The following is a 21,662-nucleotide window of genomic DNA, read 5'->3' as shown; positions in this document are numbered from 1 at the left end:
GGAAACTGCGTTTAACGTTCTCCGCTTTGTCTTCTTTAGCATTCTCGCTTATAGCCCTCACGCCTTTTTGACGCTTGCTGTGACATCATATGGCAGCCGGTTCACGGACTAATCCTTTATCTCGCATTATCGACTCTATTTCTTCTACGCTTGACGGATCATCAATAGTTGAGGGGACGGCGACAGTTTCGTTGGCGGCAATCTGACGCAGTAGTTTTCGAAGTATTTTACCAGACCGGGTTTTCGGTAAACGATTCACGACTATCGCTCGTTTAAAACAGGCTACTGGGCCAATTTTATCGCGAACTCGCTGAATCAAGTCCTGCTCTAGCGTTTTCTCATCCACATTCACACCATCTTTTAGAAGAACAAGCCCTACCGGTAGCTGTCCTTTCAGTGCATCATTAATCCCTATCACACTGCACTCAGCAATATCTGGGTGTGCCGCAAGCACTTCTTCCATTTCACCGGTAGACAAGCGGTGACCGGCGACATTAATAACATCATCGGTACGCCCCATAATAAATACGTACCCTTCTTCATCCACATATCCGTTGTCTCCAGTACTATAGTACCCCTCAAATTCGCGTAAGTAGCCATCTACAAACCGTTGGTGGTCTTGCCATATCGTAGTTAAGCAGCCTGGGGGAAGTGGTAATTGAATGGCAATAGCGCCCTTATCGCCTGTTGCTTGAGGTGCATCAGGCCCTTTTAACACCTTAACGTTGAAGCCTGGTGTTGGCACACTGGACGAACCCGGTTTTGTTTTCATTGGTTCAAGCCCCATAGGATTCGAGCAAATAGGCCAGCCAGTCTCGGTTTGCCACCAATGATCGATAACGGGTACACCCACCTTTTCACTTGTCCAATAGTACGTGGGCGGGTCGAGCCGTTCACCCGCCATAAATAAGGTACGTAAACTCGATGTGTCGTATTTGGATAAAAACGTGCCTTCTGGGTCGGCTTTTCTAATTGCTCGAAACGCAGTGGGTGCAGCAAAAAGTACATTCACCTTATGAGTTTCTATCATGCGCCAAAACGCACCGGCATCTGGCGTACCAACGGGCTTACCTTCGTACAATACAGTGGTTGCACCCTTTATAAGCGGTGCATAGACGATATAAGAGTGGCCGACGACCCAACCGACATCCGATGCAGCCCAGAATACGTCGTCTTCACTGGTATCGTATACGGCGCCCATTGAGTAGTGTAATGCGACCGCATGACCACCGTTATCTCGAACCACACCTTTAGGCTTACCAGTTGTGCCTGAAGTATAAAGAATGTAAAGAGGGTCAGTTGCGTCAACGGCGACGGGAGAGGCAGGCTCGCTATTTTCAACCAGAGTATGCCAGTCGTAATCAGTTTCTTTGTTAAGCTCTGCAGTTAACTGTTCTCGCTGAAACAATATGCATGCCGTAGGCTTGTGCTCTGATATATTTATCGCTTCATCTACAAGAGGCTTATAGGGTAGAACTTTACTGCCTTCTATGCCGCAGGACGCTGTAACAATAGCCACTGGCTTCGCATCATCTATTCGTACAGCAAGCTCATTCGCTGCAAAACCGCCAAATACCACAGAATGCACCGCCCCTAATCGAGCACATGCAAGCATTGCGACTGCCGCCTGAGGGATCATTGGCATATAGATAATAACGCGATCGCCTTTCTTAACACCTAGGCGAGACAAGCCCCCAGCAAACTGTGCAACGTCAGCAAGTAGTTCGTTGTAGGTAAAGTGCTGGGTAGTTTGAGTAACAGGTGAGTCGTAGATAAGTGCGGTTTTATCACCACGGCCATTGTTAACGTGATGGTCCAGCGCTAGGTAACTGGTGTTGAGCTGCCCTCCTCTAAACCAGTCATAGTAACCACTATCTGTTTTTTGGCATCCCTTCTCTGGCGGTTGAAACCACGCTATTTTGCGAGCTTGTTTCAACCAAAAATTATCTGGATGTTGAGTAGAGGCAATGTATTCATTCTTATAAGTCATATCCATGTCCTGATTAGGGTTTATGCTTACCCTACTTCAGTTCAATCAAACCTACTTATAAGACTTATGGCGTAGGCCAGCTAACAATTTGATTTACATTAATTTAAACTTAAAGAAACATTTATAATGTCGTATAAAACTTTGATTGAGTAATCAAGCAAGTATCGATCTAAACGTGTTAGACGTTTTCCCCACGGGCAACTAGTTCTGAGCATCGACGAATTTATCGCGCCAATCACCTATGCTCATCGGCTTATCTAAGTAATAACCCTGAAAAGCGCTACATCCACAAGCCTTTGCTTCGTTTAATTGCCCTGTGGTTTCTATACCTTCTGCCACGGTATCAAGCTTCAACGCCCTTGCCATGTTGCAAATATTTGTAACAAACACGTTTTTTTCTTTCGAATCTTCTATTGCTTCAATAAAAACTTTGTCAACTTTGAGCTCATTAATTGGAAGCGCTTGCAGTGAGTTAAGGTTTGAATCACCAATACCAAAATCATCAATAGATAAACTAAACCCCTGTTGGGCTAAATCTCTTACTCGGCGCTGTATTATGTTAACGCCTTTTATCAGAGCGCCTTCTGTCAATTCAAGTTTTAGACACTTGTGTGGCACCCTCCACCTATTTACTATTGCTACAAATTTGCTGACAAAGTCAGCCCGCGCTAAATGCTTCGCACTTATATTGATTGATAGCTTAGTGTTTACACTCTTCTCGTGGCATTCGCTTAATAATTTACAAGCTTCATTACAAACCCATAATCCAATGTCGGCAATAAAATCGTTCTGTTCAGCAATAGGGATAAACTCCGCCGGCGTAACAAAGCCAAGGTGAGGATGGTTCCATCTAAGCAACACTTCAGAGCTTACTAAGTTTCCACTACTACAATATTGAGGCTGAAGCTCAACGAATAACTCATTGTTGGCAATAGCTCTATTTAAGGAATGCTTTATATAGTTGTAGCGGTCTATGTCGCTACCATCGATATGTAAATAAGTGTGCTCTCTCTCATCGTCTAAATAAACAATATCTTCATTGCAGGCCTTTCTAGACAATAGCTCTTTTACTTTTTTGAAGGAAAAGTACTTTGGGGGGATAGCACAACTCACTGTTTTGGTCTCGATAGCCAGTGAACTGTTGTGTAGAGTGATAGGGGCCAACACGTTATCTCTGAGATAATGAGCGCACTGCTGAGCCGCATTTTTCGCCGTATGGTCGTCCTTAAAATAATTTTCTAAGTGAAGAACAAAGTTGCCGCGATCGTATTTAAATACTCTCACTTCAAGCTGCCTATTGACGTCAAAAGCACGCACAAAGCGGCTAGCTAATATACGCAAGATGTAGTCAACTGTGGGTTCTCCAAATGCGTCTTCATACTCTTTAACATTGACAATGCTAACCCGAATAAACACAGATAGCGCCTTCTCAGACGATGCTAATGCAGCTTTATCTAAAAGGTATTGCTCTAAATGATAAAGGTTAGCCAGTCCAGTCAAAGGGTCTGTTAACGCTAACTGTTTAAAGCGGTCTACTTCAAAATGCAAGTTTGAAACGCTTCGTATGCTTATTATGACTAAGTCTTGGTTATGTACCGTGCATGCTTTTAAGCTTACATCGCACGCTATTCTCTTACCGTTTTTGTGACGTATGCACTCGTTTATGGTCTCAACCTTACAGCAACGTGCAACGCCTTCGTCTAAATTTAACAAGGAGGAAGGCCCGTCACTATTTTGAACCTTCGTCGCTAGAAGCTTGATATCTTGCCCTATTAACTCTTCCGGCTGAAACCCCAATACATAGATAACCTGTTCGTTTGCCGACAGTATGGTGCCATTCTTATCAATGCTGAGAACCACGCTATCAACACCATTTAAGATACTTGTTAGATAGTCTGTATAATTATGTTGTGAATCAGAAAGTCTCTGCGTTTCTGTTTCATCCTGCACGACACCATATAAGCGAGTAAGTTTTAAGCCAAAATTAGTCTGACGCTCAATCTGTAAAAATACGGTTAGCTTTATATTTCTAGTTCGCCCTTGTTTATCGGAAATAGTGAGATGCTTTGCAAAGTGCCTTTGTTTCTTAATCGCTTTGAGAATTCGTTGTTTAAGGTTATCTCTGTCTTCAAATGAAATAACTTCGAGCACATCTTGTAGGTTAACGCTTTTTGAATGCAGCAGTCCCAGCAGGCTTTTCATTATTTGAGTTGAAGAAAACGCGCCAGTGAACCTGTCTATTTGCCACGCCCCTACTTTTGAAATAGCGCTTACCTCTTCAAGGAGTGACAACTGCTCTGACAACTTATCTGAATAAGGATGCCTAGCAAGTTCATAGAGGTAGTTTAATTCGACCTTCTGGCGCAGAATATCTATGTAGGTATGTTGATGTCCAATTAGGTTGCTGTTTCTCACAAATGTAAGCACAACCCCCAACACGTCATTTTGCATATCTCTTACCGACGCCACAACGACATATTGTTCACGAAAATGCTCAAGTGATTGGGGCAAGGTGAATTCTCTTGCCGGTAATGGTGCGCTCATCGGTGTTAAAGGCAGCATGAGTAATGTATGGGGCGGGAAAACGATGTGATGTGACTCAATTTCTGAGTGCTCACTATCGCTTGCAATAACGGTGGCGCGGCCACTGTTTGGGTTTATCGAAACCAATAATATACACGGTGACTCTATTTTATCCCTATTTTCAGTTAATAACGCAGAAATACTATTCTGCGTTGTGCGCATTGTGGAAAGCATGCGCTCACTGCGTAAATCCATCTAATTAGGTCCTCGAAAACAATATTACTCGCATACAAAAGCACCTCCCCCATTTATTTAACCAGATGGGTAGAGTGTTGTTTGCGCTTTTGCGCTTCGTTATTTTCCAACAGTGACACGTTACCTTATTAGTAAATGCTGTTTTAATACATTTGTAGGTAAGACATTTATCGTGAATATGAGTTATTAATATGTTGGCTTTTCATTCACCAACATAGACAAAAATTGTACAAATTTCCAGCATTTTGTAGCCGTGGGGAGGTAAAAAAGATTAAGCCGAAGAGGCGAAATAAAGAGTGAGAAAGTTAACGTCTGCTACTTGTCGAAGATTTATAAAACAATTATTAGAATATTATCAAGCCTCAGCACGCTTATCGAAAGGTGAGATGTTCAAAAAGTAGGTGTTAACAGAATAGATGCTAAGAGAACAAGTGCTGTTGAGCAGTGATAGAACACTGACGTCAACAGCACCTAAAATTTAGTCTTTTTTGTAGTCATCGTGGCAAGACTTACAGCTTGCACCGATTTGACCTATAGCACCGCGATACGCGCTCTCGTCGCCTGCATCCACTGCAGCCTGTAGACCTTGTGCGGCCGTTTTAAGTGCCATCACTTTCTTTTCTACATCTGAGAAGTTTTCCCAAATCTCATCTTTCGCACCCGTCTCTACGTCAAATTTACGTGTATCGACAGCTAAATAGTCGCCCATCATGTCAGCAAGTTGTTCAAGGCGTACAGCGTTGGTTTGCATTACGCTTTCATCGAATGGAAGCGCGCCTTTTGCCATACCGCCCAACGGGCCCATGTTACTACGAACTAATTGAAAAACCGCCTGGCGGTACTGAGTTGCTGCTTTAGCGTGTTTTTCAGAAGAAGCTTCAGTTACTTCAGCTAACGCTGAACCTGACATCACTGCGCCAACGGTAGCTGCTACGATCATCGTTTTATTGAAAAGTCTCATGCCTGTTCCCTTTTTTTAATTACTGGTTATCTACTTTTTCGTTTGCAGATATTTTACCTTTTACTTATACACCTATCGTGACGAATAGTTGGTTTTAGCGCAAGAAATTTAACGGTGAACAAACGCTTTCAAGGGATTAGCCGCGGGTAACCTTGGTTTTAATAAATATTCGAATGACAAAGGGACACCCACTTACTTCGTCTTCACAAAGTACAGGTTTGGACAGACACTCACCCTACCCTCATAAAGTACAGTTTCGGACAGACACTCGCCCTACTCTCACAAAGTACAGTTTCGGACAGACACTCGCCCTACTCTCACAAAGTACAGTTTCGGACAGACACTCGCCCTACTCTCACAAAGTATAGTTTCGGACAGACACTCGAAATTATTTCGTTTATAAGGCGAAATCGTCCTAACAAGTTGCAGAGGTAGAAAACATATACTCGGATACAAAAAAGCCCTCTAAACGAGGGCTTTTGAAACTTAATAGGTACAAAAAACTAGTTAGTTAAGTCGTCAAAGAATTTCTTCACGCCATCGAAGAAGCCTTGCGCTTTGGGGCTGTGCTTGCTCGAAGCTTTACCCATAGACTCTTCTAGCTCTTGAAGTAGCTCTTTTTGACGCGATGATAAGTTAACTGGTGTTTCAACCACAACCTTACACATCAAGTCGCCCATAGCGCCGCTTCGAACAGACTTAACGCCTTTGCCGCGTAATCGGAACATACGACCAGTCTGCGTTTCAGCGCTAATTTTCAGCTTAACTTTACCGTCCAAAGTAGGAACTTCTAACTCGCCACCAAGGGCTGCTGTAGTAAAGCTTAACGGTACTTCGCAATACAGGTTGTTGCCGTCGCGTTGGAAGATGTCGTGTTCACGAACATGCACTTGAACGTACAGGTCACCTGCTGGTGCACCGTTCTCACCCGCTTCGCCTTCACCAGAAAGACGGATACGATCCCCTGTGTCTACGCCTGCCGGAATCTTAACGTTAAGGGTCTTGGTCTTTTCTTTACGACCATGGCCATGGCAGCTGTTACAAGGATCTTCAATAATCTTGCCTTTACCTGAACATGTCGGACAAGTTTGCTGTACAGCAAAGAAACCCTGGCGCATTTGAACCTGACCGTTGCCGTGGCAAGTAGGACAGGTTTTAGGTGAAGAACCTTTTTTCGCGCCTGAACCGTCGCACACGTCACATTCGACCAGCGTAGGTACGCGAATATCAACGCTCTTACCGCGAACTGCTTCTTCTAAACTTAGCTCTAGGTTGTAACGTAAGTCTGAACCTTGACGAGCACGCGACTGACGTCCACCGCGACCACCGCCGCCAAAGATATCACCAAAAACATCGCCAAAGATATCGCCGAAGTCGGCACCACCACCGAAGCCGCCGCCACCGCGGTTTGGATCAACACCTGCGTGGCCGTATTGGTCGTATGCTGCACGCTTCTGCGAATCTGACAGAATTTCGTAGGCTTCCTGGATTTCTTTAAACTTATCTTCCAGGCCTTTATCGCCTTGCGTACGGTCAGGGTGATATTTCATCGCAAGCTTTTTATACGCTTTTTTAATTTCACGTTCGCCCGCGCTTTTATCTACCCCGAGTACTTCGTAGTAGTCTCGTTTCGACATATCGTTTACATATCCTACTTTTTTGTCGACAAGCTTGTAATGCTTGTCGAATCTACATCTGACTGTTGTGAAAATAACCTGATTAGGTTTTTAATAACGCAAGGTCATTTAAACTAAGCTTTTTACACCAAGTTATTTACACAACAAAGGCGCAACAAGAATATCCTGTTGCGCCTGAACTGCTTACACAGCCCGGCGCGCCGGGCTAATCACAACAGTTTACTTTTTGTCGTCGTCTTTCACTTCTTCAAATTCTGCGTCAACAACGTCATCGTTTGCTTGACCAGAAGAAGCTTGCTGCTCAGCGCCTTCCGCGCCACCAGCTGCTGCTTGTTGAGCTTGCGCCGCTTCCATCAGCTTGCTAGACGCCTGAATAAGTTCTTGCGTTTTCGCTTCGATTTCCGCTTTGTCTTCGCCTTTAGACGCTGTTTCTAGCGCAGTAAGGGCTTCTTCAATTGGCGCTTTGTCTTCTGCACTTAGTGCATCGCCAACTTCTTCAAGCTGCTTACGTGTAGCGTGGACCATGCCATCAGCTTGGTTGCGCGCTTGAATTAGCTCTTCAAACTTCGCATCCGCTTCTTTGTTCGCTTCCGCGTCAGCTACCATTTTTTCCACTTCTTCATCGCTTAGGCCTGAAGAAGCTTTAATGGTGATCTTCTGCTCTTTACCTGTGTCTTTATCTTTCGCAGACACGTGTAGGATACCGTCAGCATCTAGGTCGAAAGTAACTTCGATTTGCGGCACACCGCGCGCTGCTGGACGAATGCCTTCAAGGTTGAACTGACCAAGAGACTTGTTGCCGCTTGATTGCTTACGCTCACCTTGTAGTACGTGTACTGTTACCGCAGACTGGTTGTCTTCAGCTGTCGAGAACGTTTGTGACTTCTTCGTTGGAATCGTCGTGTTCTTCTCGATAAGCGCAGTCATTACGCCACCCATTGTCTCGATACCTAGAGACAAAGGAGTAACGTCTAGAAGTAGTACGTCTTTAACGTCACCAGAAAGTACACCACCTTGAATTGCCGCACCTACCGCTACTGCTTCATCAGGGTTAACGTCTTTACGTGGCTCTTTACCGAAGAACTCAGTTACATACTTCTGTACTAGCGGCATACGCGTTTGACCACCAACAAGGATGATGTCGTTGATATCGCCTACAGATAGGTCTGAATCAGCTAGTGCTTGCTTAAGTGGGTTAAGCGAGTTTTTCACTAGGTCTTCAACCAAAGACTCAAGTTTCGCACGAGTAAGCTTAATCGCTAAGTGCTTAGGACCTGTTGCATCAGCCGTGATGTAAGGCAGGTTAACTTCTGTCTGTTGTGAAGAAGAAAGTTCGATTTTCGCTTTTTCACCGGCTTCTTTAAGACGCTGCATTGCAAGCGGGTCTTTACGTAGGTCGATGCCTTGATCTTTCTTAAACTCTTCAACTAGGTAGTTGATAACACGGTTATCGAAGTCTTCACCACCAAGGTGCGTGTCACCGTTAGTCGCTAGTACTTCAAACGTGTGCTCGCCATCTACTTCGTCAATTTCAATGATAGAGATATCGAAGGTACCACCACCTAAGTCGTATACCGCAACAACATTATCGCCTTGCTTCTTATCCATGCCGTAAGCAAGAGCAGCAGCTGTCGGCTCGTTAATGATACGCTTAACTTCAAGACCTGCGATGCGGCCCGCATCTTTAGTTGCTTGACGCTGAGAATCGTTAAAGTAAGCAGGAACAGTAATTACTGCGCCAGTTACTTCTTCGCCAAGGTAGTCTTCAGCGGTCTTCTTCATTTTTTTAAGTACTTCAGCAGAAACCTGAGGAGGCGCCATTTTTTCGCCTTTAGCTTCTACCCACGCATCACCGTTATCAGCACCTACGATTTTGAAAGGCATGATGTCGATGTCGCGCTGTACTTCTTTATCTTGAAAACGGCGACCAATAAGACGCTTGATAGCGAATAGGGTGTTTTCAGGGTTAGTTACCGCCTGACGCTTCGCTGATTGACCTACAAGTGTTTCACCATCGTTTGTGTATGCGATGATTGAAGGTGTTGTACGATCGCCTTCCGCGTTTTCAATTACGCGAGGTTTGTCGCCGTCTAGAACTGCGACACATGAATTCGTTGTACCTAAGTCGATACCAATGATTCTACCCATTTCGTGTCTCCGAATGATTTTCTTAATACTGTACTTTTAGTGGGGTTATTCCCCGTCTTTTCAATAGATGCCAGTAAAAAAACTGACATTTTTGTGTGTTCGTCGCAAAAAGCGTCTTAGGCCTGCGTATCCACACCGTCGCTTGGTGCACGCGATACCATAACCATGGCAGGACGAAGCAAGCGACCATTAATTTGATAACCTTTCTGCATCACAGCCATTACTGTATTTGGCTCGTGGTCTGCACTTTCTTGCATCGACATAGCTTGATGCAAATCAGGGTTAAAGGTTTCACCCTGCGGATCAATAAGGCTTAATCCAAATTTCTCAATAGTGCTTAAGAAAGTTTTGTGGGTCATTTCCACACCTTCTAAAAGCGGCTTCACAGCTTCATTGTCACCATCGGTCATTTCGATAGCGCGCTCTAGGTTGTCGATAACCGGAAGCAATTCGCCAGCAAAACGTTCAAGCGCGAATTTACGCGCTTTTTCTACTTCGCCTTCAGCGCGACGACGTGCGTTATCAGCATCTGCGCGCGCGCGAAGTACACCATCCTGCTGTTCTTTAATGGTTGCTTGCGCCTCAGAAAGTGCGGTTTCTAGTTCGTAAATGCGCTGCGCATTTTCGTCTAGCTCTACACCTTCTGCTTCTGATGCTTCTACCTGCGCTTCATCAGCATTAATTACAGTCTCATCTACTGTATTTTCTTGTTCTGCCTGCACGTCGCGATTATCGCTCATGCCTACCTCCAAACGTTTTTCTTAATTAGGCGATGCCCAATAACATTAAAATTACTGGGAATAACTTCGTTGCGCTTAGTTATGGGGCTAGTTTTAAGGTGATCAAGGGTATCCACAATAATTTTGTGGACGATTTTAAAAAATACTGAGAAATTTTAGTTTTAATATAAAAACTACTCAGGACTCTGAGTGATGTGTTTAAAACGAAGCGTCCTGAATTCTCGCTTCCCACTTTCATTATCAAATAGTTTTTGATAAAGATTCAAAAACAAGCCTGTTACTGTTTGCAAATTATATCTCTACACTTCTCCTGCCAGTCGCAATTGAGCTGTACCGACTTTTTTACCCCGTACCAAAAATTGGAGAAGAGAGATGATCAAATTAAAGCAACTTGTTATCGCTACCACTGTTGGGCTAAGCATGTTAAACGGCGTGGCCTCCGCTGCTACTGAAGTAGGCCCATTAGAGCCTGTCACCACATTTGAAGACGCAAGAGGCGCAGGTATTACCATTACTCCATCTGGCCGATTACTCATTAGTATGCACCCGCTTGATAACCCAAAGCTAAAGGTTGTTGAGGTAATGGCCAATGGTACTAAACAACCCTTCCCTAATTTAGATTGGGCAGATGGCCCAGAAAGTGGTGATGTGGGCTTTAGTGCCGTTATTGGTATACACAGCGATAGTCAAGGCATTGTCTGGATGCTAGACATGGGAAGTGAAACCTCACCAGCCAAACTCGTTGCGTGGGATAGCAATGAAAATGCTTTGGTGAAAACCATTGAACTTGATAGCAAAGCACTTAAAGCAAATTCGTTTGTTCAAGACTTTGTTATTGATGAAAAGCACAACAAAATTTATATCGCAGATATGACATTTGGCAACTTTGCTGGTGCAACAAAGCCGGCAATTATTGTCGTAGACACCGAGACGGGCGAATCTAAGCGCGTATTAGAAAGCGCTTCTTATCTTATGCCTGAAGATAGAGAACTTGTTATTGAAGCATCGCTACTTGCCTCTAAAACCGATGATGGTAAGCCAAGTCCGCTTAAATTTGGTTTAAATCCAATAGCGTTAGACCCAGCCTCTGACACGCTTTACTTTGGCGCGTTCACTGGCACCAAAATTTATCAAATATCAACATCCGCTATCGGCGACACGTCGCTATCAGACAATGAACTAGAGAAATCTATTCAGGTATTTGGCCCAAAAAACCCGAGCGACGGTATTGCACTAGCGCCAGGAGGCGGCGTGTTAGCCACCGATTTAGAAAATAACGCGGTTGGGTTAACGACTAAAGGAAAGTATCAAACCCTTATTCAAGATAAGCGCCTGTCTTGGCCCGATAGCCTTGCAACAAGTAACGGTTATGTTTACGTCACTCAAGACCAGCTGCATCAGCACCCAGCTTTCAGCCAAGGGCTAGGTAACGCTAAGCCACCCTATGTGCTTTATCGCTTCCGCTTTGAGCAATAAATACAGTGAGAGAATAAAGCTTATTATCCCTAACCACACCTAATTACACCTAATCACACCTAATTATCTCGGGGGGGGGGCAATCAGCCCCTCACTTTTACTAATAACTGAATTTATGTGAGAAAACTGGAAGATGTGCCAGATGTGAAAACCGTGTTAATGTAAATGTAAGAAGAAAATAAGTTTTTGAGAGCACTAATTTGTGCGTCCAACTGCATAAACTATCTACTACACGGACTACCTATGCTAAGTATATGGACGGTTGGCGCTATCGTCGGTTTCTACCTTCTCGCGCTTTTTGCTTTAGCATTTTGGGGTGACAGATATTTACGTGATAATCGACAGCACCCCGTACTTTATAGCCTTGGTTTAGGTGTGCACTGCACATCTTGGGCTTTTTTCGGCACCACATCGCAAGCCACCCAATATGGCTGGGCGGTTATCCCCACTTATTTAGGCATTATGCTCACCATGGCATTTGCCTTTCCTGTGGTGCTTCGTATAAGCAGGCTATGCCAGCAGCATAATATCAGCTCTTTAGCCGACCTCATCTCGCTCAAATACCAGCACTCTCATTTAATTGCTGCACTTATTACTTTACTGTGTTTTTTTGGTGTTGTGCCCTATATAGCCCTTCAATTAGACGCTATAACAAAGTCTATTAACCTACTTACAGGCGAACCCCAAACCACAACGCCTTGGTTAAGCATTTACGTGGCCGGTTTGCTCGCCATATTTGCCATAACTTTTGGTACGCGTACGCTAAACTTGACGGAAAAGCATCCTGGATTACTTCTAACCATTGCTTTCGAGTCGGTGGTAAAGCTTGTGGCGCTTTTGGCAGTAGGCGTTTTTGTTTGCTTCTTTTTATTCGATGGCGCATTAGATTTAATATCTAACGCCTCGTTAAATGACAGTGCCAGGGACGTCATCTACGCAGATAGTGCTCCTTGGGTTTATGCATCACACGTAGTTCTTGGCGTCTGCTCTATGTTTGTACTGCCACGACAATTTCACATGAACTTTGTTGAACAAAACGGTGAGAGCGAGCTTCGTACTGCAAGGTGGCTGTTTCCACTTTACTTGTTCGGTATGACGTTGTTCATTATCCCCATCGCCCTTGCAGGCAAAATGCTGCTTCCGGCAACAACAAGTTCAGATGCCTACGTACTCGCCCTGCCCTTATTTACCGAAAACATCGCCCTATCAGGTTTTGCTTTTATTGGGGGGTTATCGGCTACCACTAGTATGGTAATTGTAGCTACCCTAGCCCTAGGAATAATGATTTCAAACAATGTGGTCACGCCTCTCTGGCTGAAGGCGCGACTGAAAACCTCTCCAAGTCGCTCAATGGAGCCAAGCAAAATTCTTTCTATTCGGCGGCTTACCGTTTTAATCGTACTTAGCATAGCACTGTGGTATCACTTAAATATTAGCCAAGCTGCGCCTTTGGTGAAAAGTGGTGTTATCGCTATTGCTTTATTGGGGCAATGCATGCCTGCACTTATGTTTGGTATTTACTGGCAAAGGAGTACTAAAACTGCAGCTATTTGCGCATTGCTAGTAGGCTTTATGTGTTGGGCTGTGTTTCTGCTCTACCCCAGTTTAATGTCTAGCTACTATTTTGACCCAGTACCTACTGACCAAGCTTTAGGTCTGGGTTTTGCTTATGCATTAATGGCAAACTGCATAACCTTTATTGCAGTAGCGCTGATCACATCAAACCGAGGCGCTAAACAGAATAATGTTGAGACAACGCATGACGGTGCTCCTCATCTACTCGTAAAAGTTCGTGATTTAATAGCGCTTACCGAACGTGTCCTTGATACCAGTACTCACAGTCAACTTGTGCAGCAGCTTTCTGTGGATGTTAACCGCGCCTCGAGCAACGGATACGCCAGTCAGGCTCTTATTGACAGAGTGAACAAGCTGCTTGCCGCCCAAGTGGGTGCGCCCAGCGCGCGAATATTACTCGGCGCCATTGCAGATACCGGCAGTGATAGCTTGCCCGAATTGGTTGATTGGGTAGAAGAAGCGTCCCAATCATTTCAATTCAACCACGAAGTACTTCAGTCATCGGTACAAAATATCGAACAGGGTATTAGTGTACTTGATGACAAACTGCAGCTATTGGCATGGAACGAGCGCTATGTGGAACTTTTCGCCTACCCCAAAGGCTTTTTAAAAGCAGGCATGCCAATTACCGACATACTGAGTTACAACGCCAAACGAGGCTTATTTAGCCCCTCATCAATTGATAAGCGAGTGAGCTACATGCTAGAGGGCACCCGCCATAAACATATTAGAAGGCAGCCTGATGGTAAAGTCATAGAGCTGAATGGTGCCCCCCTTCCTGGCGGGGGTTACGTAACCACTTACAGCGATATTACCGAATACATGGCAATACAAAGGGAACTAGAAAGCGCAAAAGAGGATTTGGAGGCAAGAGTTGCCCTTCGCACCGCTGAATTAGAAGAAGCAAAGCTTCAAGCTGATAAGGCCAATGAGAGTAAAACTAAATTTCTTGCCGCAGCGGGACACGACCTCATGCAGCCCTTTAACGCCGCTACATTATTTGCCAGCATGCTCAGTAAAAAGACGCAAGGCAGTGAATTGGCCACCTTATCTGAAGGCGTCGTGAATTCACTAGATAACGCACAAAGCTTACTTTCTATGCTGCTTGATATGACAAAATTAGACGCTGGCGTGCTTACACCTCAAAAGACCGCGTTTCCCATCGATGAAATGCTGTCATCGCTGGTACAAGAGTTCGGTGTCATTGCCAAGCAGAAAGGTATTGAGCTGAGGTATATACCGAGCGCAGTCATCATCTATTCAGACAAAGTTCTATTGCGCCGGGTGATTCAAAACTTGCTGTCCAACGCAGTGCGCTACACATCAAAGGGCAGCGTACTAGTTGGCGTTAGACGCGCTCACTGTTCAGACGCAGAACCAACCATAAAGCTTTGCGTATATGATACAGGTTCTGGTATTGCACCTAATCAACAACATGAGATTTTTAGCGAATTTCACCAACTTGAAAGCAATAGTAAAGGCGAAGGGATTGGTTTAGGCCTGACTATTGTGGATAAGATATGCCGACTACTAGGTCATAAAGTCGGACTGGCTTCATCGCCGAATCAAGGAAGCTGTTTTAGTGTGGCTATTTCCAGAGTAAATCAAAGCGAATGCTTGTTATCCACTGTGCGTCCAAGCAGCACTATTTATGCTGATACTTTATCAAAAAACTCGGTGTTACCAGTTAACTCAGCAAATGGACCAAATAATCCGGCAAACGTTGTAGAACGTGCCTTAGGTAGCAAATCGCCTCCTATCAACTCGCGCTCCCAGCAAACATCACCGCTAAATTCAACGAGTAAAAATAATAACGCATTTTTGAAGAACACGCGTTTTCTGCTTGTAGAAAATGACGAGCAAGTAGCAAATGCAATGTGTACTCTGCTGCAAGACTGGGGAGGAAGTACGACATTGATAGCGAGCGGAACAGAGGCATCGAGCTTTTCGCACCAACACTTTGATGTGCTCATTGCCGATTATCACCTAAATTATGGTGAAACCGGTTTTGACGTTTCAGCAATACTTTCTGAAAACAAAGTGAGTTTTACCTTGAAGATTTTGGTCACAGCCAACAGAAGTAATGACATAAGAGAAGAAGCGGCAGAGCAGCAATTTAGCTATCTGCCAAAACCTTTAAAGCCAGCAGCATTTAAGCGGCTGCTCAAACAATCCCTCGTTTAACCGAGGACGATTCTATCTGTTCATTTCAAATCACAGATAAATAAAATTTCTTACTAGTTAGTAGAACAAGGTACGTCAATGCTACTGCGGCAACGCGATATGAAGTCTACCGTATCGATAATCTAGCGTTACAACAAAATCCTTCAACAAATCATAGCCAATTAAGCCTACTACCCGCTTTCCACCTATCCGGCTACCCGTTCTTTCGTATTGACTCTCTAAGTTTGTTTTTTGCCCTTTAGCAGGAAAACTGATCTTTACGTCACCAATCTCATAGGGACCAAACTTCACCACATCAGACGTAGCAAACTCATTTACGCCAGAGCTGTTTGCTCCAAACGAAGTGCTTGCGCCTTCCACTTTGTCTAGCAACCCAGCCTTTGATGCTGCGCGTCGGTCAATTAGAATTGTGCCTGAGTTTCCAGTATCGACAAGCAACCACAAAGCTACACCGTTTATCTCTACTTGTGCGATAGGCATACCGCTTCCCTGTTGGGAGTCGGCATTAACGTTTTCAACCTCTCTCATATCCAGTGAATCACGGGTGACCAAACGAATTTTTCTGTGCGGATAATCTAGCTGGACGATAAAATTGTTAAAGAAGCCTGCACCCAGCAACATGCCATTGGAATGATGACCCAGGCTGGTCTCGACGAGTGAATCTAACTCGAAACCAGTGCCAAACATCTCAACGCTTACATTGTTATAAGCGTTACGCCTCTCTACATCATAGACACCTTTAACATTCACTGGGCGCCCTTTATCAAGGTCCAACTCGTGCTTGCCGATGAACGCGCGATTAATACTGTTTATCTGAGCGCCAGAGTCCAGCATAACCCGAGACTCGATACCTTCAATGGTGACAGGCAGAAACACGTGACCATTATCTAGCGTGAAATCTGTCCATGCCGTTACTGCACTTAATGCGCTGTAAGAACTAAAAAGGAGGGAAAGTAAAATTAAGCGAATCATAAATATCCTTTTATGTTAGTAATTTAATCCTTTTTTTTACGCTATCACAAGAATGAATTCAGGTCGATTTAACACGATGAATTGCATTATAAAGTAGCTATTTAAAGCAAGAAATTTACGATTACCGAAGAAAAACGCCAGGCTTTTAATTGCAAACGAGGCGCTTTTTATTGAAAAAAGTTCTCAGGCGTCTTTGTTAACTTCTCATGTTCTAGTGTGCTTAATTTAAGTGCATAGCATTTTTAAATGCGATGCCAGCCTTGGTCCTGTTAATAACGCCAAGCTTTCTCAATACTGCAGATACATGCTGTTTAACGGTAGACTCAGAAATGGCCAGTTCGTAAGCAATCTGCTTGTTGAGCAAGCCGTCTGATACCATTCGCAAAACTTTAAGTTGGTGAGGGGTAAGTTGCTTTAATCGGTTTGTGAAATCATCTTGGCCAGAGTGGCCATTCACGTTCGATGCAGAGGCGTTTGGCATCGTCGCCGATGCTATGGGAACAGTGGGCGGTATCCAAGTTTCACCGTCTAACACTGTACTAACCGCGTCGATAATGCAATCGACCGAAGCTGATTTGGGTATGAAACCACTTGCGCCTAACGCAAACGATTTTGCCATAACATCAGGCTCTTCTTGTGCGGTAATAACAACAACAAGTACATCAGGATAGAGCGCATGTACCTCAGCAAGGCCATTTAACCCTTCATTGCCTGGCATAGTGAGATCTAAGAAAAGCAGATCGATGTCGTCATTTTCTTCAAGACTAGTGAGCGTATCGGGGAACGTGGAGGTTTCTACAAGTTCGATATGCTCCACACTAGCTAACGCATGGCACATCGCAGCTCTGAACAGAGGATGATCGTCAGCAATCAAGATTTTCACAGACATAATGCTATCAACTTGTAACTACCTTGTTAATCAACATACTACCACGCCGGTAAAAAAAGGTTAATCTTATTGGCGCATCTGTTATTGAGTAAGGCTCCGCACCACGCCCTTCACTGCTCGATATATCCGCCGGCCAACACAAACGACAGAGGTCGAGCAAAAGTGAGCACGCCTAAGCGTAATGGCCTAGGCGTGAAACGTGTTGCCACTTTTCTTCAGAACATACCATTTAGAATCGATAACCTACCGTAAGGTGAACTGTACGCGGGTCACCGTAATAACCGATAAGTGTGGTATCGCCACCAAGACCTGGCCCGAAGTTACCCTCACCGTCTTGTGTGACAAAGTCATAACCGCCAACCAGATATTCTTCATCGGTCAGGTTTTTGACGTGTAGTCCAGCATACCAGTCGCCTTCCACACTTTCCCAACGCGCGCTTAAGTTCACCATACCATAGGCATCTTGTTGGATAAGATCGCTGGTTTCAAAGATAAGGTAATCATCACGATAATAGTAGTTGGCGTTGAAGGTAATATCCCCAAAACTCGTCTCTAGCAAGTAGTTGGCATTAAAATTAAAGGTATTCTCAGGCGTACTCGCTAGGCCAATCAACGGAGGAATGGCATTGTTTTTCTTAATTTCAAAATCAATATAGCCGTAAGCAGCGTCAAACTGAAGGTTATCGGTGGCCACCCACGTCATCTCCAACTCGGCACCTTTTGCGGCCGTTTCTGCAGCATTGCGCAGTCGCTGATCTAGGGCTGTTGGATCAGATAAATCCCCTTCTACACCAATATACTGACGATCTTTGTGGTCGTATGAGAACAATGTGATATTCATACGAAGTGCGTCGGTTAAGTCGCTCTTCACACCCACCTCGAAGCTGTCAACGACTTCTGGTTCAACACCAGGCTCGTTAGTCTGAGCACGAGGGTTAAACGTGCCCGATTTAAAGCCTTGTGAATAGCTTGCGAAGAACATGGTGTTACGGTCCATTTGATACTCAACGCCCACTCGCGGGGTAAAGCGCGACCAACTCTCTACCGCAGGCGCATCAAACACATCATCGCCATCAGTGTCTGTCCCAAGTACTTGAGGCACTAATTGACCGTCGGGACGCACGTACCCATCAATCCAGTCGGTATAAGGATAAACGTTGGCGAATACCAAACCGTTATTTACAAAAGCCGTCTTCTCTTCATCGGTGTATCGGGCACCAAGTGAAAGCGATAGCTTGTCGGTAACGTCGTAATTCATTTGTGCGTAAGCAGCCCAGCTTTCTGAGTTATTGCAGCCTGTCACTTCTCGCGTCAAACCCGGTGCACCGAGCGCCTGCCCTAACACACCTAAAATTGCATCAAAATTACCGCAGCTCTCACCATCGTAAAAATAAAGCCCTGACACTAAGCTGAACGCGTTCCCGGTATAGTTCGCTTGAATCTCGTGAGTATCATTACTGTCATCATATTCTGCCGGCACATCAAAAATAGGCAGAGGCGTGTTGTCGAAATCAATGTTGGTAGGTGAATAACTTTCTCTGTGTGAACCAATATATTTTAGCTCTAAATCATCATTCACTCTGTATCGTGCCAGCCAGTTATAGCCTTCTAACTCGACTTTGTTCCATGTAGGTAAGCTGGTATAAGAATCGAAAACCGAATCAGGCACGGGTGCATCGGTTAAAATACTTGGAATTAGACGGTAGCCACCTTTCGCATTTGACGTATCTTCGGTCTTATCCCAGCCAATACGGAAAAACAAATCTTCACTCGGATGAACTTCTAACGTTACACGGGCTGCCCAGAGATCTTTGTTATAGTTCTCTTTATCTTGATTGGGCAACGCGCTTACCAGATACTCGCCGAAGCCGTCGCGGTTTAAGTTCGCATAACCCACGCCTAGATACACCGTGTCTTCAATCAATGGTATTTGACCTGTCACTTTGATATCCCGCTGGCTGTAGCTGCCTACCGTAGCTTCAACGTTCATCTGCGTATCGCCGGTCATTTCCTTCGTAACGTATTTAACCGCGCCACCAATCGTATTCTTTCCGTAAAGTGTCCCCTGTGGACCGCGTAACACCTCAATACGCTGCACGTCTAGTAAATCAAGCACGGCCCCTTGAGGGCGAGCAATATAAACATCATCAACATAAATACCTACGCCTGGTTCATAGCCCCATAGAGGGTCTTGCTGACCCAATCCGCGAATAAATGCTGTTAGAGTTGAGTTAGTACCACGACTGGTTTGTAGCGTAGTGTTAGGCGAAAACTGCTGCACTTCAGTCAGCACGCTAATCCCTTTTTCGCCAAGTTCAACCGCACCAATAGATGTGATTGCAACCGGCGTTTCCTGTAGCGATTCTACGGTTTTTCGCGCTGTCACCTCAATGCGTTCTAATTTTCCTTTTTGCTCTTCGGCATCGGCATTAGCTTGACTATCCTGAGCAAATACGGGCGCTGTACTTAAAACGCTAGCCACCGCTAGGGCACATAGGCTGCGCATAGGGTGTTTAACTGAAGTTCTTTTGCGTTCTGCTGTGCTAACAGCAGCTGGATATAATTGGTAAGGTGAAACCAAGCCATTTGTGTGTGTTGATTTAGACATAGTGAGTCCTTGTTGTTCTAAGTTCTAGGGCCTATTGATCTTTGCTGTATCGCAAATGCTGTACCTCAAAGGTCAGCAGGCTCACGTCACTGTCGGATGTACTGCCTACGGTCAAAACCACTTTAGTTAATTAAATGTTAATAGTATGTAGTACCATCGTACTATGGGATTTTGATTAAAGTAACGTCAAACTTTATGTCTGTTATGAATGCTTTTTACTTGATTCGCATACACTTTGTGGTTTTGGGTGTAGGCAAATCTTTAATCGACTTAACTGTTTCGGATCATCTGCGGTCACAGATTTTTTAAGGAATGATAACTATGTTAAGTATGATTGGCTTAGTAGGCGGTCTGTTGTTGCTTATTGTTTTGACAATACGCGGAATGAACCTCTTTATTGCTGCACCTTTGTGTGCGCTTGTGGTTGCCATCACCAACAATATTGGCGTGTTCACTGGCGACGTGAATTTCGTTCAAACCTATATGAGTGGCTTCTCTGGCTTTATCGCCTCTTGGTTTTTTATGTTTTTACTTGGTGCGTTATTCGGTAAATTCATGGAAGACACAGGGGCGGCAGATGCTGTTTCTCGCTGGATCATCACCAAAATTGGTTACAAACGCGCAGTATTAGCGGTTGTGCTAGCTTGCGCTATTTTGACCTACGGCGGTGTCAGCGTGTTCGTTGTGGCGTTTTCCGTCTACCCAATGGCGGTGAGTTTGTTTAAAGATGCCAACCTACCCCGTCGCTTCATACCTGCAGCTATGGCATTTGGGTCGGTAACCTTTACCATGACCTCGGCGGGCTCGCCGGAAATCCAAAACTGGATACCTATAAAGTATTTGGGCACCTCCCCTTTTGCCGCGTGGGAAGTTAGCCTTGTCGTCGCCATTTTCATGGCATGCTTCGGCTACTGGTGGCTGGCTAAAATGATTAGAAAAGCGGTAAATAACGGCGAGGAGTTCGAGGCCAGAGCAAGCGACCCTGAAGTGCGAGACAGAGCGCTCCCCCACCCGCTTACCGGAATTGTGCCGTTAGTCGTGGTGTTAGTCATTTCGTTTCTATTCCATGAAGAACTCGCTCAGCTTGCGCTTATTCTGGCGTTAGGCGGCGGCGTATTGTGTTTGCTGGCTATTAACTACAAACATTTTCACAGTTTACCGGTTGCCATAAATGCGGGTACGACCGGGGCATTGATTGCCATAGGTAACACCGCCGCTGTTGTAGGGTTTGGGTCCATTGCAAAAAACACTGAAGCGTTTCAAACAACGGTAGCGCTTATGACCCAAATTCCTGGTAACGAGCTCATTGGTGCCGCCATTGCAGTAAGCGTTATTGCAGGGTTAACCGGCAGCGCATCCGGCGGACAAGCCATTGCCTTACCCTTGGTAGCTCCGCATTATCTTGACCAAGGCGTAGAACCAGAGCAGCTGCATAGAATTGTATCTATATCTTCAGGCGCACTAGATTCATTACCTCACAATGGTTACGTGGTCACTACCATACGCGCTATTTGTAACGAAACCCATCAGGCTGCCTACTGGGCGGTGGGTGCGCTCACTGTAGTGGTGCCTGTTATTGGTTTGGCAATGGCAATTGGCTTGTTTAGCTTTATGTAGCATTAGTCAAAGCCAACGATATGGCCGAAGGCCCCACGATTTAAAGGTCACTCTTACAAAACATTGCCATGTAAAAATGCGGCCTGA

The 21,662-nt window shown here is 44.9% G+C and carries 12 protein-coding genes; 3 read left to right on the top strand and 9 right to left on the bottom strand.

Annotated elements, in window-relative coordinates; genetic code table 11:
• Positions 1–85 precede the first annotated feature (85 nt).
• The 6 genes from ACXAGK_RS08685 to grpE form a co-directional block, all read right to left on the bottom strand.
• Positions 86–1,990 (bottom strand): propionyl-CoA synthetase, encoded by a 1,905-nt coding sequence (locus ACXAGK_RS08685; RefSeq protein WP_474855688.1) that lies wholly within the window; start codon positions 1,988–1,990, stop codon positions 86–88.
• Between the two features lie 201 nt (positions 1,991–2,191).
• Positions 2,192–4,768: an EAL domain-containing protein gene (locus tag ACXAGK_RS08680; protein ID WP_474807679.1), complete on the bottom strand. Its 2,577-nt coding sequence runs from the start codon at positions 4,766–4,768 to the stop codon at positions 2,192–2,194.
• Positions 4,769–5,246: 478 nt separating this feature from the next.
• The gene (locus tag ACXAGK_RS08675; RefSeq protein ID WP_474855686.1) at positions 5,247–5,729 is read right to left on the bottom strand and encodes a c-type cytochrome; all 483 of its coding nucleotides are present in this window, start codon (positions 5,727–5,729) and stop codon (positions 5,247–5,249) included.
• Between the two features lie 503 nt (positions 5,730–6,232).
• Complete coding sequence (gene dnaJ, locus ACXAGK_RS08670) at positions 6,233–7,366, bottom strand: molecular chaperone DnaJ (protein WP_015066791.1); 1,134 nt, start codon at positions 7,364–7,366, stop codon at positions 6,233–6,235.
• Between the two features lie 219 nt (positions 7,367–7,585).
• On the bottom strand, positions 7,586–9,514 hold the full coding sequence (dnaK, locus tag ACXAGK_RS08665) for a molecular chaperone DnaK (RefSeq protein ID WP_334059203.1): 1,929 nt from the start codon (positions 9,512–9,514) through the stop codon (positions 7,586–7,588).
• A gap of 116 nt (positions 9,515–9,630) precedes the next feature.
• On the bottom strand, positions 9,631–10,254 hold the full coding sequence (grpE, locus tag ACXAGK_RS08660; RefSeq protein WP_474807685.1) for a nucleotide exchange factor GrpE: 624 nt from the start codon (positions 10,252–10,254) through the stop codon (positions 9,631–9,633).
• Between the two features lie 372 nt (positions 10,255–10,626).
• Here grpE and ACXAGK_RS08655 point away from each other — a divergent pair, with 372 nt between their 5' ends.
• Both ACXAGK_RS08655 and ACXAGK_RS08650 read left to right on the top strand, forming a co-directional pair.
• A complete protein-coding gene (locus ACXAGK_RS08655) occupies positions 10,627–11,730 on the top strand; it encodes an L-dopachrome tautomerase-related protein (RefSeq protein ID WP_474855684.1) in 1,104 nt (367 codons plus the stop codon).
• Positions 11,731–11,973: 243 nt separating this feature from the next.
• On the top strand, positions 11,974–15,489 hold the full coding sequence (locus ACXAGK_RS08650) for a PAS domain-containing hybrid sensor histidine kinase/response regulator (RefSeq protein WP_474855682.1): 3,516 nt from the start codon (positions 11,974–11,976) through the stop codon (positions 15,487–15,489).
• Positions 15,490–15,570: 81 nt separating this feature from the next.
• Here ACXAGK_RS08650 and ACXAGK_RS08645 read toward each other — a convergent pair whose 3' ends face one another.
• The 3 genes from ACXAGK_RS08645 to ACXAGK_RS08635 all read right to left on the bottom strand — a co-directional run bounded on the left by ACXAGK_RS08645 (position 15,571) and on the right by ACXAGK_RS08635 (position 19,958).
• Positions 15,571–16,461: an aspartyl protease family protein gene (locus ACXAGK_RS08645; protein WP_474855680.1), complete on the bottom strand. Its 891-nt coding sequence runs from the start codon at positions 16,459–16,461 to the stop codon at positions 15,571–15,573.
• A gap of 220 nt (positions 16,462–16,681) precedes the next feature.
• Positions 16,682–17,350, bottom strand: a complete 669-nt coding sequence (locus ACXAGK_RS08640) for a response regulator (RefSeq protein WP_474855678.1) — start codon at positions 17,348–17,350, stop codon at positions 16,682–16,684.
• Positions 17,351–17,579: 229 nt separating this feature from the next.
• Entirely contained in the window at positions 17,580–19,958 is a 2,379-nt protein-coding gene (locus ACXAGK_RS08635; RefSeq protein ID WP_474855676.1) for a TonB-dependent receptor, read from the bottom strand.
• 321 nt (positions 19,959–20,279) lie between these two features.
• Between ACXAGK_RS08635 and ACXAGK_RS08630 the strand changes: the two genes are divergently transcribed.
• On the top strand, positions 20,280–21,575 hold the full coding sequence (locus ACXAGK_RS08630; RefSeq protein ID WP_474855674.1) for a GntP family permease: 1,296 nt from the start codon (positions 20,280–20,282) through the stop codon (positions 21,573–21,575).
• Positions 21,576–21,662: the final 87 nt, after the last annotated feature.

Source organism: Alteromonas sp. ABM1_013 (genome assembly GCF_056160505.1).
This window is presented reverse-complemented; position numbering and strand designations above follow the sequence as displayed.

Coding starts and splice junctions, on each gene's coding strand:
- ACXAGK_RS08685 (WP_474855688.1), bottom strand. CDS start 1,990: ATGACTTATAAGAATGAATACATTGCCTCTACTCAACATCCAGATAAT.
- ACXAGK_RS08680 (WP_474807679.1), bottom strand. CDS start 4,768: ATGGATTTACGCAGTGAGCGCATGCTTTCCACAATGCGCACAACGCAG.
- ACXAGK_RS08675 (WP_474855686.1), bottom strand. CDS start 5,729: ATGAGACTTTTCAATAAAACGATGATCGTAGCAGCTACCGTTGGCGCA.
- dnaJ (WP_015066791.1), bottom strand. CDS start 7,366: ATGTCGAAACGAGACTACTACGAAGTACTCGGGGTAGATAAAAGCGCG.
- dnaK (WP_334059203.1), bottom strand. CDS start 9,514: ATGGGTAGAATCATTGGTATCGACTTAGGTACAACGAATTCATGTGTC.
- grpE (WP_474807685.1), bottom strand. CDS start 10,254: ATGAGCGATAATCGCGACGTGCAGGCAGAACAAGAAAATACAGTAGAT.
- ACXAGK_RS08655 (WP_474855684.1), top strand. CDS start 10,627: ATGATCAAATTAAAGCAACTTGTTATCGCTACCACTGTTGGGCTAAGC.
- ACXAGK_RS08650 (WP_474855682.1), top strand. CDS start 11,974: ATGCTAAGTATATGGACGGTTGGCGCTATCGTCGGTTTCTACCTTCTC.
- ACXAGK_RS08645 (WP_474855680.1), bottom strand. CDS start 16,461: ATGATTCGCTTAATTTTACTTTCCCTCCTTTTTAGTTCTTACAGCGCA.
- ACXAGK_RS08640 (WP_474855678.1), bottom strand. CDS start 17,350: ATGTCTGTGAAAATCTTGATTGCTGACGATCATCCTCTGTTCAGAGCT.
- ACXAGK_RS08635 (WP_474855676.1), bottom strand. CDS start 19,958: ATGTCTAAATCAACACACACAAATGGCTTGGTTTCACCTTACCAATTA.
- ACXAGK_RS08630 (WP_474855674.1), top strand. CDS start 20,280: ATGTTAAGTATGATTGGCTTAGTAGGCGGTCTGTTGTTGCTTATTGTT.